At 44.7% G+C, this 13,868-nt stretch carries 18 protein-coding genes; all 18 read left to right on the top strand.

The genetic code is table 11. The features are described from left to right. The first annotated feature begins 126 nt into the window (after positions 1–126). The 18 genes from HF650_RS12970 (at position 127) to HF650_RS12885 (ending at position 13,866) form a co-directional block, all read left to right on the top strand. Positions 127–498: a DUF3592 domain-containing protein gene (locus HF650_RS12970; RefSeq protein WP_223284154.1), complete on the top strand. Its 372-nt coding sequence runs from the start codon at positions 127–129 to the stop codon at positions 496–498. Positions 499–1,088: 590 nt separating this feature from the next. Continuing rightward, entirely contained in the window at positions 1,089–1,397 is a 309-nt protein-coding gene (locus HF650_RS12965; protein ID WP_187799029.1) for a hypothetical protein, read from the top strand. A 93-nt stretch (positions 1,398–1,490) separates the two neighbouring features. Continuing rightward, the gene (locus HF650_RS12960; RefSeq protein ID WP_187799028.1) at positions 1,491–1,874 is read left to right on the top strand and encodes a hypothetical protein; all 384 of its coding nucleotides are present in this window, start codon (positions 1,491–1,493) and stop codon (positions 1,872–1,874) included. 470 nt (positions 1,875–2,344) lie between these two features. Beyond that, positions 2,345–2,695: a DUF3592 domain-containing protein gene (locus HF650_RS12955; RefSeq protein WP_187799027.1), complete on the top strand. Its 351-nt coding sequence runs from the start codon at positions 2,345–2,347 to the stop codon at positions 2,693–2,695. A 102-nt stretch (positions 2,696–2,797) separates the two neighbouring features. Next, positions 2,798–3,118, top strand: a complete 321-nt coding sequence (locus HF650_RS12950; protein ID WP_223284153.1) for a hypothetical protein — start codon at positions 2,798–2,800, stop codon at positions 3,116–3,118. Positions 3,119–3,179: 61 nt separating this feature from the next. Continuing rightward, positions 3,180–3,551, top strand: a complete 372-nt coding sequence (locus HF650_RS12945; RefSeq protein WP_187799026.1) for a hypothetical protein — start codon at positions 3,180–3,182, stop codon at positions 3,549–3,551. A gap of 40 nt (positions 3,552–3,591) precedes the next feature. Next, complete coding sequence (locus HF650_RS12940) at positions 3,592–3,978, top strand: DUF3592 domain-containing protein (RefSeq protein WP_187799025.1); 387 nt, start codon at positions 3,592–3,594, stop codon at positions 3,976–3,978. Between the two features lie 288 nt (positions 3,979–4,266). Next, a complete protein-coding gene (locus tag HF650_RS12935; protein WP_187799024.1) occupies positions 4,267–4,461 on the top strand; it encodes a hypothetical protein in 195 nt (64 codons plus the stop codon). Between the two features lie 20 nt (positions 4,462–4,481). Beyond that, positions 4,482–4,868, top strand: a complete 387-nt coding sequence (locus HF650_RS12930) for a DUF3592 domain-containing protein (RefSeq protein WP_187799023.1) — start codon at positions 4,482–4,484, stop codon at positions 4,866–4,868. A 67-nt stretch (positions 4,869–4,935) separates the two neighbouring features. Beyond that, complete coding sequence (locus HF650_RS12925) at positions 4,936–5,253, top strand: hypothetical protein (protein ID WP_187799022.1); 318 nt, start codon at positions 4,936–4,938, stop codon at positions 5,251–5,253. A 139-nt stretch (positions 5,254–5,392) separates the two neighbouring features. After that, positions 5,393–5,764 (top strand): hypothetical protein, encoded by a 372-nt coding sequence (locus tag HF650_RS12920; RefSeq protein WP_187799021.1) that lies wholly within the window; start codon positions 5,393–5,395, stop codon positions 5,762–5,764. 638 nt (positions 5,765–6,402) lie between these two features. Beyond that, positions 6,403–6,894 (top strand): hypothetical protein, encoded by a 492-nt coding sequence (locus HF650_RS12915; protein WP_187799020.1) that lies wholly within the window; start codon positions 6,403–6,405, stop codon positions 6,892–6,894. Positions 6,895–7,154: 260 nt separating this feature from the next. Then, positions 7,155–9,089: a type VI secretion system tip protein TssI/VgrG gene (gene tssI / locus HF650_RS12910; protein WP_187799019.1), complete on the top strand. Its 1,935-nt coding sequence runs from the start codon at positions 7,155–7,157 to the stop codon at positions 9,087–9,089. Between the two features lie 12 nt (positions 9,090–9,101). Continuing rightward, positions 9,102–9,908: a DcrB-related protein gene (locus HF650_RS12905; RefSeq protein WP_187799018.1), complete on the top strand. Its 807-nt coding sequence runs from the start codon at positions 9,102–9,104 to the stop codon at positions 9,906–9,908. After that, entirely contained in the window at positions 9,901–11,163 is a 1,263-nt protein-coding gene (locus HF650_RS12900; protein ID WP_187802682.1) for a polymorphic toxin type 46 domain-containing protein, read from the top strand. The genes HF650_RS12905 and HF650_RS12900 overlap by 8 nt, the downstream gene beginning before the upstream one ends. After that, positions 11,160–11,546, top strand: a complete 387-nt coding sequence (locus HF650_RS12895; RefSeq protein ID WP_187799017.1) for an immunity protein Tsi6 family protein — start codon at positions 11,160–11,162, stop codon at positions 11,544–11,546. The genes HF650_RS12900 and HF650_RS12895 overlap by 4 nt, the downstream gene beginning before the upstream one ends. A 143-nt stretch (positions 11,547–11,689) precedes the next feature. Beyond that, positions 11,690–12,805 (top strand): ADP-ribosylarginine hydrolase Tri1, encoded by a 1,116-nt coding sequence (tri1, locus tag HF650_RS12890; RefSeq protein WP_223284152.1) that lies wholly within the window; start codon positions 11,690–11,692, stop codon positions 12,803–12,805. Between the two features lie 347 nt (positions 12,806–13,152). After that, the gene (locus HF650_RS12885; protein WP_187799016.1) at positions 13,153–13,866 is read left to right on the top strand and encodes a hypothetical protein; all 714 of its coding nucleotides are present in this window, start codon (positions 13,153–13,155) and stop codon (positions 13,864–13,866) included. Positions 13,867–13,868 lie beyond the last annotated feature (2 nt).

The following is a 13,868-nucleotide window of genomic DNA, read 5'->3' as shown; positions in this document are numbered from 1 at the left end:
CGCATCACCATTGATAATGAACGCCGTCGCTAAGTTGTAGTGTAGATAGCTAATAAAATAGAATTAATACATGCTCTGTAAATTCGATTCATTCTGTTTTTTTAATTAAATTTCCGTGGTTCATAAATGATGGTTGCATTAATTCAAAACATGTCAAATTCAACGGTCTGGTCCATCATTATCTCAGTGTTATTTGTCGGTTGGCTTGTTTATTCTGTCTTTAAGGCTGGGGTTGATGATGATAAGTTCAGGACAAAAGGTATAAAGGTCGAGGCCAAAATACTTGGCAAGAGAGATATTAGTTCTTCTGGTACAGGCAATACGAAATATAAGATTGATCTGGAGTTTCAAACTAAAAATGGCGTAATAAGAACGCATACCCGCTACTTTTTCACACCAGAAGAGTTGATTAAAATAATGAGAAAAAATACCGTTCTCTTGTATTACTTGCCACAGGATCCTCGGCAAGTTTACCTTGTTCCTGAGGATATGGAGTAGCCTCGCTTTCAGTTATTCCTGCGCACTCAATGATATTTAAGGCTTTAATTTGATAGGAATTGAAACCGAACTTATGCAAGTGATTTTATTTTTTTTATGTACCTCTCATTAAAGCAGGACATATTATGAGATAAATGCCATATTCAACTTTATCGAGTATTGCACTCACGCTCCTGTTGTTGCTCGCCGGAATGGCGCATGATGTTTTTAACACCGCTCATGATAAAGAAAGGTTTAGGTATTAAGGTATTAGGTTGAGGCCAAAATTATTATTAAAATAATAGCGGGGGGCAGGGACAGGGAGCATGAGGCTTAGGCTCGAGCTAGAGTTTCAAACAGAGCATGGCAAGGAAAAGACTTATGCTAAACGTTCTTTACGTCAGAAAGTTTGATAAAATAATGCGAAAAAACGCTGTTCTTTTGTATTGTTTGCCGTAAGATCCCAGCGATTTTTTCTGGTGCCTTGAGATATGGCGTAGAATCAACTTTGATTATGCTTCGCACACAAATGGTGACCATGGCCCTGCCCGAAGCACGAAGCTCTCGTAGGAAAATTTAATCATTAAATTTTATAAGATAAGGGTTAAAATATGATGGGGCTATTATTAGCATGCGGGATGCTTGTTGCTCTAACTATATTTTGTTTTATATCAGTGTCTAAAAGGGAGAAAATCCTCCGAGAAGGAAGGCCGATCATCGCCGTCATTGAAGGAGCAAGGCCTGTTTCTACCGATGACTCAGGGAATACTACGGTAGCTTATACTTTGAATGTAGAAGGACGTAAAATCCATGGGCGAGAAAAGATTGATATTTTTTATGCTCCTCAAATGCAGAAAGGTATGAAAATAAAGATTAGTTACATTGATGATAAGCACTTTATATTAATTTTTGATAAGTGATTCCTGCATCCTGTTCTGGCATAGTATTCGTTTTTAGTTTATTTGTATTATACATGACACTTGTTCTATCTAACTGGGTTTTAAGGGGGAACAATGGCTCTTGAGGAGTACTCTGCGTATTTCATGTATGGAGGCATTTTTCTAACGATAGTCGTTACTGCTTTTTTTTACTTTTTAGAAAAGCAAGATGGAAGTGATGTGTCCGGGATCAAGTCTTATCTGTCCAGCGCTCGTTGGCAGGGTGAAATAATAAAAACAAATATTCAATCATGGAGAAAACAAAACGCCAGATACGGAAATGATTATTTTTATGAATTTGATTTTTTGCTACCAAATGATAAAAAATTATATACTGGCACAGGTTTAATTACGCCAGAACAAATGCATTTACTAAAAAAGGGGCTGGGCATGACAGTAAAAAAAGGTGCGGGCAGGAAAGTAGCCGTCATATCAATAGACTTCTATAATGGCTGCTAATAAGATAAGAAAAATGATAATAACATTATTACCACTGTTATCCATACTCTATTCGTTTAGCATACAAGCCTTTTACTTGTTAATAAAACGGAGAGGTTAATAGGTTAAGGGACCCTGTCATACCCAGCGTGAACATATCAAACCGCTTAGTAAAAAATGCAGGGAACACTAAAGTTGTATATATATTTAATGCTGAAGGCAGACAGTTTAGAGTTAAAAGCAATTCTTTCGATGCCTTGCAAATGCAGCCAGGAAAAATAAATATAGTATTAAAAGATGCTAACGCAATCATCTTATCTCCCGGAAAGAGTATGTGGCTGCATTCAGTAAAAGTTGAGTTTGTGATTTCTACTTGAAAGTATAACCATCGGTGTCAAGAATTAGTTGTTTTCTCCGAACAACATTTGAACTGTAATTATAATATGCATCATAATCAATTGCGGTTTTGGTTATTTTAAAAGAGGCGTGGCGTGTCCTTCGGAAATAATATCGGTCTGTTATTAAGTATTGCTGCGCCGTGCGCATTAATAGCTTGGGTTTTCTATACGGGGACTATTTATGATAATTTTAAAAAACATGGCGGCAGGTGTAATGCCGAAATCACAAATATAAAACAAATCTCGACTTCAGGTACGGGTTCACCACAGTGCATTTTTAGCTTGTCGTTTACAACATTAGATGGGAGAGAAATTAATACAAATCACACTCAAATCGTCACAATGCTTGATCTCATGGTTCTGGAGCGCAAAAGAAACCTGGATATTTACTACAATAAAAAAGATCCTGAAAAGGTGTGGCTGATTTTGCGAGAGCATAAATAATTTAGTATGTTTCTTCACGGAGGGTCTGGTTATTTTATTACGTCACATTGGTAACGTTACTGTGTTGGGGACTACTATTTCATGCAACAGTGAGATGAGTTAATGACTGAGTTCATAATTGAATTAATAATTGGTCTGCTCATAGTTTCCTTTATTATCGCTTACGGTTTTTATCTGACAAATAAAAGAGATAAATTGATGGTAGAGGGAAGGCCTGTGATTGCAGAAATCATTAATGTCAGACCTGTAAGCAGTGATGGGGCGGGCAATACAAGCATTACGTATATTCTTAATATAGAAGGACGGTTGTTAAGCGGAACTGAAAAGATTGATACATTTTATGCCCCCCAGTTTCAGAAAGGTAAAAAAATAAAGTTGATATATAAAAATGACAATGAATATATGTTTGTGTTTGATAGATAAGATTAACCTCTCTTTTTTAATTGCAACATATGATCATGGCAATAATTTATATTAAGAGGTGATGGTGTATATTTCTTACTTTGTAACTTATCCTTTGCTCGCCTTCTTTTTGGGTATGTTTATTTTCTTTTGTTATACCTTCATTATGGCTGGTAGAGACGCTGTAAACATAGAACCTGAAGATTCCGTAGATGGCTATGGCGAGATAGTTCAAATTCGTAGTTCCAGTGGCGGAAATGCTTCCTTTATAAATGTTATTATCCAGGTGAAGTTAATAACTGCTAATAATAAAGTCATCAACGCGGAAGGAAAAGCGGTAATCGATGTTACTAACATTCCAGAGTACCAACCCGGTGCGAAAGTGCCCTTGGTTTATTCACGCAAAGACCCCAAAAAAGTAAAGTTTAAAATACCTTCTCCGCTAGACAGGTGAATCAACTCTGGTGCAAGAAAGACCGAAGCAAGGAACAAGCATGGAAACTTTTTATATAATTTTGATAATCATTATAGGCCTCTTGTTTGGCGTCTTTCCAATGGCAAGATTCCTCCACACTTCGCTATATCCCTACCTGAAAAGTGTTTTTATGCAAGAAGACGTATTAAGTACAGGCATTAGTGTTAACGCACTAATCACTCACGCTTCACAAACGACCAGCTATGATGGAAATCTACCAATTTATAGATTGACGCTAAGTTTTAAGACAGTGGAACAGCAACAAACAGAGGCGACGATAATGAAACCGCTCAGTTTTAGCGAAATTGAGCGGTTTGCTGCCGGAAATTATACAATAATTAAGTACGATCCTACTAATCCTCACCATATTGCTATTACAGATAAGCCATTAATTTTGGGTGATTAAGATTAGACCAATTCACCTTGCTGCGTGCTAATCAGTATGTTCTGATGCGCTATGCTAATTAACTTAACCCAATTTTTATCAAAAAAGTAGAGCTTTAGTTAGTAAGTGCCATTAATGAAGCCAGATGAATTAGGGCGAGCAGAGGGAGCCGAGAGTATGTTTTCAGTATGTATGCTGCATGATAACGCTCGAAATGTAACGATTTCAAAGTCAATAAATGACGCACTTACGATATGCAAAGAAGTTTCTGAGATAGTAAAAGTTTTAATTGTCACCCCTTAGTCAGATATGGAAACACAATATTGCCATATTGACCGGGATTTACTTGTGATGCATGGTTTGACTGATTTTAATAATGCTATTTTATATGACAGAGATAAAATCAGCGGAAAATTAAATGACAGGATTATTATCCTCAAGCTTTCCCATTATTTATGCAGTGCCTGTCCGCAATGTCTGGCTGAAATTGGCATGGAATTTTAAATTAACCTACTGAGCTAACCATGTTTGATATCATTTCGAGTTCTGCCACTGCGCTACTGATTTGTATAGGTACGTTTGCTTTTTTTAGGCTGCTAATAAAAGATATTATCCCAACGCTTAGAAGCGGCTTTGTCGAGAGCCGCGTGGTAAAAACAGGTATCGCAGTAGAAGGCGATATTGTTGCTTCACACCAGACCTCATACTGGGGTGGCAACAGACCCATTTATCAAATCACGATTCGTTTTAAAACCCGTGAGGGTTTAGCAGTAGAGTCTGCAGTGAGGCAAGCACTGTCGTTTGAGGAGATAGAACGTTATAAAATTGGTAATGGCATTACAATAAAGTATGATCCGAAGAACCCTAAAAATATAGCAATCCATGACAGGCCGATCATTTTAGGTCCATAATGCGTATTAGGTTACTTTGCGTAAAATGGTTAATGCCATTATTGTCCAGCACTATTAAGGAGAAGAAATGGAAGCGATGTTCGGCCTGCTCATTACAGGCGGGTTTATTTTTTGGATCGGATGGTTGTTTTATAAAGATGCGCTAATAAAAAATCATGGTGTCGAACTCAATGCTAAAATAATCAATATCCGAGAAAGAAGCTCTAATGAAGGTGGCAGTTCAAACATTCATTACTCACTTTGGGTGGATTTCCCTGATGGGCAGAGACTGGTAGAGGGTAAAAATACTGTTTCTACATTCTATGCAAGCCAGCTCGAACCAGGTAAGGAAATTCAAATAAAATACCTGAATGATGATAATATTCGTTTTATATTTATTGAATGAGTCTGTAGTAATGCGCTTGAAATAAATCACGCATTAGATTCAGAATAAAATAAAGCATTTTTTAATGCAGCAGTCTACATATATTTATATGTACTGAAACAGTCAGTGCTCACAATGCGAAATGGGATAACAACTGCTAATGACCTATTGGAAATATATAAATTATGTTCTGGCTGTACCATTCCTCTCTGTCTTTTTGTTTATGATATTAAGATCTATCAAAAATAACCAGATCGCAAGGCAAATCAGAAATGATGGGGTGTATGTTAATGGCACAATTACTGCTGTGGTACCGGGTGCGCCTACTACTAATGGGTTGGTAAACATCACCGTGGATTATTTTTTTGTAGATAATAGCGGCGCGATTGTATCAAAAGAGAAAGTTTTGACGGTTGTGAAAACTATGGATTTAGATAAGTACCAGGTCGGTGCAACAATTCCTGTCATCTATCTTAGGGTAGACTCTGCAAAGCATATATTGAAGGAGACTAAAGGGATTTTGGAGAAATGATTCAGCTATGCATTGTTTTACCTACCTCGGATCGTTTTGCTAACTTCTTTACTCTAGAGAGCATCAAAAGGACGCGACTAACGTATCAGACCGCACGTTATGTTAGAAAGTGCATTCTGGCTCTTCCCGACATAAGCGTTGTGCCACTCTCTCAACTTCTGTTAAGCCTGGATAGAGCATCGCTATAAAAAGTGGTCATATATTGCAGTACACTCACCCAGCCAGAATTTACAAGAGTCAAATAGTTGGGTTATTTCTTTTGTTATAACAGACAGGTGAAAACAGAGTTTATGAGAGATGAGCGATAAAAAAGTGTTTGTCAGGATGAGGGAGGGCAGTCCTTTATTGAATGAAAGTGCTTATTTTTTGATCGGCCAATATTGACATGTACCCTTCTACAGATTCACGCACTGACACTCTGTTATTCTCAATAAATAGTTCTAATTTGAACTTAGCACCTGTGTTAAGTGCGTAATATCATAAGTTTTTACTTATAGAGTCTAATTTTTACGCGCATACGTAATGTTCAACTTTCAACGTCGAATAGTTTTTTAAAGATTCATTTATCAGCTGTGTTGTACTTTGTTATAAAGCATCTACACACCATAAGAATCCATGCAGGTTTTCAGGGGAAAAGTATGTCAATTCATCGTCGCGCTTTAGGCAAGGGGCCATATTATGTTGCTTTGTTAGCCTGGCTGACCTTTACACCTGCTCACGTGGCGTTAGCCGCGCTCCAGCTTAGTCACTATGATAAGCTCGAAACGGTTGAAAGTATTACTGCCGACAAAGCGGTGACAGCGCAGCTTAAAAAGCTTCTTGGCAATCAATATGACAATTTCATTGCCAATTTTGATGTTTATGGTGAACCGCATCTCACTTCGGCGGGGGGCCTCTTTGTGTCGGGCTGGATGCAGCATCTGGCTCAGGAAAACGCTTCAGCGTTTGTCATCTATCCTGATGGGCGGCTCTCAGCTGCCTGGATTTTGCCAGATAGTAGTGCTGTGAATTACCGTACTAACCATCCTGACGATGGTATGGATAAGGACATTAAGCAGTGGGCAAGCCAGCTTGATGGGAAAACGCTCCCGGATATGGCGCCACAGGCCAGTAATAAACCCGGCGCTTAACAATCCTGTAGTCGCACTTTTATATTCGTTTACGCTTGACAGCCGGGTCGTTTATCATCATCAAACTAGTTAGTTTGTCGGTGGATCCTGCTGCAGGCCAGAAAGCGGGTAGCGATATCGGCACCGCGAGGGCGAATCGAGTTAGCCTCATCAACAGTAGTATCAGGAAATTGTTTTGAGCCTGAAATTCCACTGCGCGAGGTAATGCGCACTAAAGGCACACATTTCCCCGATCAAGACATTTCATCAAGGATCGCATCATGCAAGACAGGATTACAGTCAGTCTACCGGTAGACGGCCTGCTTTTCTGGAAACTTTCCGGGCGCGAGGCGCTGTCTGAGGCATTTGCCTTCTCCCTGACCGTGCTGGGCACCGACGCGCGCATCGACCGCAGCCAGCTGCTCGGCCAGCCGGTGACGGTGAATGTGCCGACGCAGGGGATTGCCGGCGGCACGCGCCACTTCAACGGTAAAATCACCCGCGTGGCGGTGAGCGCCACGGAGATGTCCGGGACGCGGTATGCGGTCTACCGGCTGACGGTGGAGCCGGACGTGTGGCCGATGAAGCGCGACCGCAACCTGCGTATCTTCCAGGAGCAGACGGTGCCGCAAATCGTGAAAACCCTGCTTGGCGAATACCAGGTGAACCTTGAGGACCGCCTGACCGGCAGCTACCGCACCTGGGGCTACTGCGTGCAGTACCAGGAGAGCAGTTTCGACTTCATCAGCCGCCTGATGGAGCTTGAGGGCATTGCCTACCACTTTAGTCACGAAGCCGAGCGGCACGTGATGGTGCTGACGGACGCTGCCACCGAACACCAGCCCTTCAGCGGGTACGAAACCATTCCCTACCACGCGACGCCCTCCGGCGGCAGCACCAGCGAAGAGGGCATCAGCCAGTGGGCGCTGGAGGACAGCGTGACGCCGGGCATCTACAGCCTCGACGACTACGACTTCCGCAAACCGAACGCGTGGCTGTTCCAGGCCCGGCAGAACCCGGCCTCACCGCAGCCGGGGAGCATTGACGTTTATGACTGGCCGGGACGTTTTGTCGAACACGGTCACGGGGAGTATTACGCCCGCATCCGCCAGGAGCGCTGGCAGGTGGAGCACCAGCAGATTCAGGCCACCGCCACGGCAGTGGGTATCGCGCCGGGTCACACCTTCGCACTCTACAACGCGCCCTTCTTCAGCGATAACGGGGAGTACCTGACCACCGAGGCGAACTACTTCCTGGAAGAAAACCGCTACGCCAGTGGGTCAGACGGCGAGACGGTGCACCGCACCGACTTCACCGTGATTCCTTCTTCGGTGGTGTTCCGCCCGGCACCAGTGACGGCGTGGCCGAAAACCCACGGTCCGCAGACGGCGAAAGTGGTGGGCCCGCAGGGGGAGAGTATCTGGACGGACAAGTATGGCCGGATAAAGGTGAAGTTCCACTGGGACCGGCAGGCGAAAGGGGATGACACCAGCTCCTGCTGGGTGCGTGTGTCGAGCGCGTGGGCAGGCCAGGGCTTCGGCGGGGTGCAAATTCCGCGCGTGGGGGATGAAGTGGTGATTGACTTCATCAACGGCGACCCGGACCGTCCGATTGTTACCGGGCGCGTCTACAACGAAGCGAGCATGCCGCCCTGGGCATTACCGGCAGCGGCCACACAGATGGGCTTCCTGAGCCGATCGAAAGATGGCTCGGTGGATAACGCTAATGCCCTGCGCTTTGAAGATAAAGCGGGCGAAGAGCAGGTGTGGTTGCATGCAGAGCGAAATCTTGATGTTGATGTTGAGAATGATGAAACTCACACCATCGAAAAAAATCATACGCAGTTTGTCGGCGAGAACGAAACGCTGCGCGTGGTGAAAGATCAGAAGAGCGGCGTAAAAGTAAATACCCTGAATTTAACCGGCAGTGACAGAAATGATAAAGTTGTCAATTCATTCACCTTATCCGCAGGCACTTCTTTGCGTCTGGAATGCGGTGAGAGCGCCATTGAGTTAACCAACGATGGCAATATCAATATTGTTGGCAATAATTTTAATTTTACCGTCAAACAAACAGGGCAGATAAATACATTAGGCGGTGAGCTTCACCTGAACCCGGATGGAGGGCATGCAGATATTGTTGCACCTGGCTCGGGTCATCAAGGTGCCATCCAACAAGAAGTTGATAGCTTTTTTATTATTAACAGCAATAAGTAAAGGGATACAGAAATGGCTGACTATACTCTTCAGGAAGCGACGCTCGCGCTACCGGATATGTTTAAAGATCGCACCATGAATTTATTTACGCTAAATGATAATGGCGCAAGTGAATTCACCTTTGTTGTATCCCGAGCCAGCGCTAAAAAAAATGAAAATATTCAGGCTGTAGCGGCGCGAATTTTACGCGAAATGGAAATTACCGTTCCAGAATTTCGTCTTCATTTATCGCAGCCCGTGTCAGTTGATGGTGAACCTGCGGTTGAACTTTTTTACCAGTTTAAAAATGATGGCACGGTTATTTTTCAACGTCAGACGGTAGTCTTGCTGGATGAGCAGCCCACTGGCAAAAAAATTGTTTGTTATATTGGCACATGCCCCGATGAGTTTAGTCAATATTATCAGCGGCAGTATCAGGATATTATCCAGAGCATCAAATTCCATCGTCAGCGGGAAACAGAGCCTGAGCAAATGTTACTTGCTGACGACCCGCGAATATTCTTTGCTCTCGATACGGAAACGAAGCACCTATCCTCTTTTGACGGTATCCAGTCCCTCTACCAGCACCTACCTCTGCAGCGTGCGCGCGAAGGCGTATTTTTGCTCTACGCACAGGACGGGCAGGCGTTAAGGATCGCTTCCGTACCAGGAAGTCAGCCCGTGCGCTATGCGCTATGGACACTGCCGCAGGGGGGCGGGCACCATCTTGCGCAGCAGTTGTCTGCCTGTCGAACATTTGAAGGCGTTGCCGGCCTGGACTCCTTAGAAGGAGTCCGGCGTTTCCTTGCCCGCAACGGAAGTGATGTTAATCATGGCTGAATACCAAGCTGCGCGAGTTGATGATCCGATCGCACATACGGCGTCGAAAGGCTGGATGATTGCGGGTCTTATCGGCGGCGCTCTGCTTGGCGTCGCTGCCGTAGCGGTAACTGGTGGTGCTGCGCTGGTCGTCGTTTCTACTGTTGCGGCCAGCGCTTGCGCAGGCGGAGGCCTTGGAGAAGTCCTTGGCAGTATGTCATGGGCTCCCAGGCACGTTACCGGGACGCTGAAGGAGGGATCTCCTGATGTTTTTATCAACAGCCGTAAGGCGATTCGCGCACATCTGTCGCTCGGTGAATGTGATGAACACAGCGGAACACCTCAGCGCGTCGCAGAGGGATCGATAAAGGTTTACATCAATAATTATCCTGCTGCGCGCATTAGCGATCGTTTAACCTGCAGCGCAGAGATCTTCAAGGGTTCCGCCAATGTATTTATTGGCGGTGCAAAGGTGCAAACCGATGAGATCAGCCCGGAGATCCCCGGATGGGTCAACTGGGTAATGCTGGGGGTTGGTGCAGGCGCGCTCGCCGTGATTGCCGGGCCAGCCATTGCACTGCTTAGCACCGCAGGTGGCATGACCGGAGGAACGCTCGGCAATTACGTTGGCGGTGAGTTTTTTGGTGAGGGCAGCGATGGTCAAAAATGGAGCATGCTATTTGGCGGACTCATTGGCGGTGGCCTGGGTGCTAAAGGCGGGGCGAAGTTTAATGCCTGGCGGGCTGGCAAACCTGTGGCGCAACCTGCTCCCGCTCCAGCCGTCTCAGCTCGCCGCGCTGAGCTGAATGCGAAGTTCGAACGCACCGGTAATTTAAATAAAGATATCAACATTCGCGGTAACAGAAAAACGGTTGAAGATTTCATGCGCAAACAGGGCGTTGAAGAGGGGAAAATTGACGCATATATGTCAGGTATTAACCTTGAAGAAAGGGTTTCGGTTGAAACAATTAACCGCGGGAAAATAGCCTATCAGAACCAATCGCCGGGTAACTGGCAGGGCAACTGGTATTCGATGAATGAAAATACCCCACCGACTAAACTCGGAATAAACCCTGTTGGCCAGGTTCGCGGCACAACAGATATAGTGCCGAAAGAGGTCATTGCTTACCAGGCGCAGGAGAAAACGCTGATGCTAAGAAGTACAGCTACTCCAGCTCTTGATACCTGGTCTGTTCCCGGCAAACCTTTCCAAACAGAGGGCGGTGGAATACAATGGTTTTCAACACAAAGAGATACCTGGACACCCGTTAAATGACTGAATTAACTGCATTAGATTATGTTGAGAAAGCATTGAGGCTGGCAATCAAAAGGCACAATGCAATAAAAAGTAACCCGGATGCTGGTGCACTCGAACCTATGTACAGATCAATTGTTGCGCAGCTGGAATATTTGCGAGATGTTGTAAAAGGTACCCAGCAGGATAAAAGTAAGCTACGCGAACTCACTTTTGGTATGTATGCTGTAAAAGAGTTTGAAACTTCCGATGAGATTTTCTTTGAGCGACTGACCGACGCTTTTTATATTGCGTCACAGATTCGAAAAGGATTGAAAGTACAGCTGCCTCATCAGGTCAATAAAAATTTTGCTGAGACGCAAAAAAGACTGGCTTTGTTATATCCGGATGATTTTAATGTCTGATTGTTATTCTGGTTTGGTGCATGTTTTATTACCTGAAATAACATTTTCATCAGATAAGTAAATTTTCAAAATTAGTCTCATTAGCAAAATCTATCTCAGGCAATGATGGTGAATGCCATCATTGCGGGCAACCGATTAATGTTTTGCCACTTCGCCACTATATACTGTTTCTCTTTTCAGGGTCGCCAAAGATCGATTTGCATGCAGATGACTTAACAATCAGCATCTATAGCGATCGATACAGTCATTACCGCCCCCTTAACGTCCGCAAAATATTGTCTGAAGCTCCGGATCCTGCCGCCGTAAAATATGATGCCTGGGATAAAGCGCTTCCGCTTCAGACGTCCATTCCTGATGCCCGCGATAAGGCCATTGGCGCATTAGTTGGGCTGGCGGTAGGTAACGCTGTAGGGGCGACGCTTGCATTTCAAGCACGCGATCGTTACAGAGTGAGCGATTTGGTAGGTGGTGGAATCTTCGGGCTTAAGGCTGGCGAGTGGACGGGTGATACCTCAATGATGCTGTGCCTTGCAGAAACCTATCTGCAAAATAATACATTGGATTTTAAGGATTTTCGAAATCGCCTGGTGCGTTGGTATAAGCGGGGTGAGAATAGCAGCAATGGCATCTGCTTTGATATCGGTAAAACGACTCGTTTTGCGCTTGAGCAATACCTCCAGCATGGTGAAACGTGGATGGGTAATACAGAGAAAAATACTGCAGGTAATGCAGCATTAGTTCGTGAAGCTCCGGTAGCTATATTTCGCCGCAAAACCGTACGCGGAATATGGTTTGATTCCCAGGCGCAAAGCCAGGCAACGCACGGTACGACCGAATCCCTTTCAGCCTGTTTTTTTCTTGGTTTGCTGTTGAATCATTTAATCTACGGTTATGACAAAGAAAAAACGTTTTTACCACACATCGTCCCGCTCGCTTCACGTGTGCTTATTATTAATGCCGGTGAGTACAAACAAAAAACGCGCGATCAGATTCGTTCCAGTGCGTATGTTATCGACACGCTCGAAGCGGCGATGTGGGCGGTCTGGAATACGGATAATTTCCGTGATGCGATTTTATTAGCGGCTAATCTGGGCGACGATGCCGACAGCGTTGCGGCTACAGCCGGGCAAATTGCCGGGGCACTATACGGCTACGCGGGTATTCCTCAAGAGTGGAAAGACAAACTGGTTCAGCATAAACGGATTGCGAATATTGCGGGTGAGCTATTTGACCACGCCCCGGATAAAGATTTTCTTTAAGCAGAGAAATCAGAGTGAAAAGATACTCTCTTAAATTGCATAGGCGTTTGCAGTGTCGCTGCGCCTTTCACTTTCAACGAGAAAATGGTTATGGATCACTTAACCCGTAACGAGGGCGAAGCGCTGCACAATTTCCTCTGCAAAGCACTTAAAAACCCTTGGATATCGAAGCATTAATGACCTTGGCACGGGAACATCCGTCGACCATTCTTATGAAAGGAATTAGCTGTCATTAGAACCGCAGGGAAAAATGCTTTATTGAAAGCCGACCTTGACGACTTGTCGACACTGATGTTCTTTTACGGGCCTTAAGAATCTGGAATAGTGATAAGGATCTAACGCACGCTATGGGTAGACATTCAATTGACTACAGGCTCTACTTTTTCGCCGCAGGCTTTTTGTTCTCCTGCTGCACCAGCACTGCGTCGGCAACGGATTTCACCGGGCAGTGGCACGGTAGTGAAAGCAGCGAGTCCACATTAACGCTGAAGTTATCCCAGCAGAGTAACCAAATTACCGGGTCGTATTGTTTTATTACCCAGCGTGGTAACCGCATCGATTGCCCGGACGAACAGCACAACAATCTGCGCGGCGAAGTTGATAACGACACTGCCATTGTTACGTTTGACTCGAGCTTTGGCGGTAAAAACGGCAAAGCCACGCTGGTTATTGATGGTGACAAAATGGCGTGGCATCTTACGCAACCGCCTGAACGCGGTGACTATTATGCTCCGGTAAATTACGCCCTGGTTAAAGAGGCTGTTCACACTGGCGCGACCACGAAAATTATTCGTACAGATAATTTTATGATTGCGATCCGTAACAATTGCGGTGAGTTCACTACGCCTTGCGATGATCTGCTATATATCGGCGCACGGAACCGTGACAGCCAGCAGATTAGCCTGCATGGTAAAACGCGGCTGGATGGTGCAAACCGCGTCACTGGCGCAGAATTCCATAATGGTGATGTTCTTTACCGGGTGGATTACAACCCGCCGAAACTGGTGGTGACGCAGGCGGGTAAAACGCTTGTCAACGAGGCGGGTAGCTGGCTTAAATAGCG

It is taken from the genome of Kosakonia sp. SMBL-WEM22, from assembly GCF_014490785.1.
In the GTDB taxonomy this organism is placed as follows: domain Bacteria; phylum Pseudomonadota; class Gammaproteobacteria; order Enterobacterales; family Enterobacteriaceae; genus Kosakonia.
Note: the sequence above shows the minus strand (reverse complement) of the source record. Positions and strands in the feature narration are given on the sequence as shown.

What these genes read in the sequence shown, in the direction of transcription:
- HF650_RS12925 (WP_187799022.1), top strand. Translation starts at nt 4,936, where the DNA reads ATGGAAGCGATGTTCGGCCTGCTCATTACAGGCGGGTTTATTTTTTGG.
- HF650_RS12885 (WP_187799016.1), top strand. Translation starts at nt 13,153, where the DNA reads ATGGGTAGACATTCAATTGACTACAGGCTCTACTTTTTCGCCGCAGGC.
- HF650_RS12960 (WP_187799028.1), top strand. Translation starts at nt 1,491, where the DNA reads ATGGCTCTTGAGGAGTACTCTGCGTATTTCATGTATGGAGGCATTTTT.
- HF650_RS12900 (WP_187802682.1), top strand. Translation starts at nt 9,901, where the DNA reads ATGGCTGAATACCAAGCTGCGCGAGTTGATGATCCGATCGCACATACG.
- HF650_RS12965 (WP_187799029.1), top strand. Translation starts at nt 1,089, where the DNA reads ATGATGGGGCTATTATTAGCATGCGGGATGCTTGTTGCTCTAACTATA.
- HF650_RS12920 (WP_187799021.1), top strand. Translation starts at nt 5,393, where the DNA reads ATGACCTATTGGAAATATATAAATTATGTTCTGGCTGTACCATTCCTC.
- HF650_RS12930 (WP_187799023.1), top strand. Translation starts at nt 4,482, where the DNA reads ATGTTTGATATCATTTCGAGTTCTGCCACTGCGCTACTGATTTGTATA.
- HF650_RS12895 (WP_187799017.1), top strand. Translation starts at nt 11,160, where the DNA reads ATGACTGAATTAACTGCATTAGATTATGTTGAGAAAGCATTGAGGCTG.
- HF650_RS12915 (WP_187799020.1), top strand. Translation starts at nt 6,403, where the DNA reads ATGTCAATTCATCGTCGCGCTTTAGGCAAGGGGCCATATTATGTTGCT.
- HF650_RS12935 (WP_187799024.1), top strand. Translation starts at nt 4,267, where the DNA reads ATGGAAACACAATATTGCCATATTGACCGGGATTTACTTGTGATGCAT.
- HF650_RS12905 (WP_187799018.1), top strand. Translation starts at nt 9,102, where the DNA reads ATGGCTGACTATACTCTTCAGGAAGCGACGCTCGCGCTACCGGATATG.
- HF650_RS12950 (WP_223284153.1), top strand. Translation starts at nt 2,798, where the DNA reads ATGACTGAGTTCATAATTGAATTAATAATTGGTCTGCTCATAGTTTCC.
- HF650_RS12970 (WP_223284154.1), top strand. Translation starts at nt 127, where the DNA reads ATGATGGTTGCATTAATTCAAAACATGTCAAATTCAACGGTCTGGTCC.
- HF650_RS12945 (WP_187799026.1), top strand. Translation starts at nt 3,180, where the DNA reads ATGGTGTATATTTCTTACTTTGTAACTTATCCTTTGCTCGCCTTCTTT.
- HF650_RS12940 (WP_187799025.1), top strand. Translation starts at nt 3,592, where the DNA reads ATGGAAACTTTTTATATAATTTTGATAATCATTATAGGCCTCTTGTTT.
- tssI (WP_187799019.1), top strand. Translation starts at nt 7,155, where the DNA reads ATGCAAGACAGGATTACAGTCAGTCTACCGGTAGACGGCCTGCTTTTC.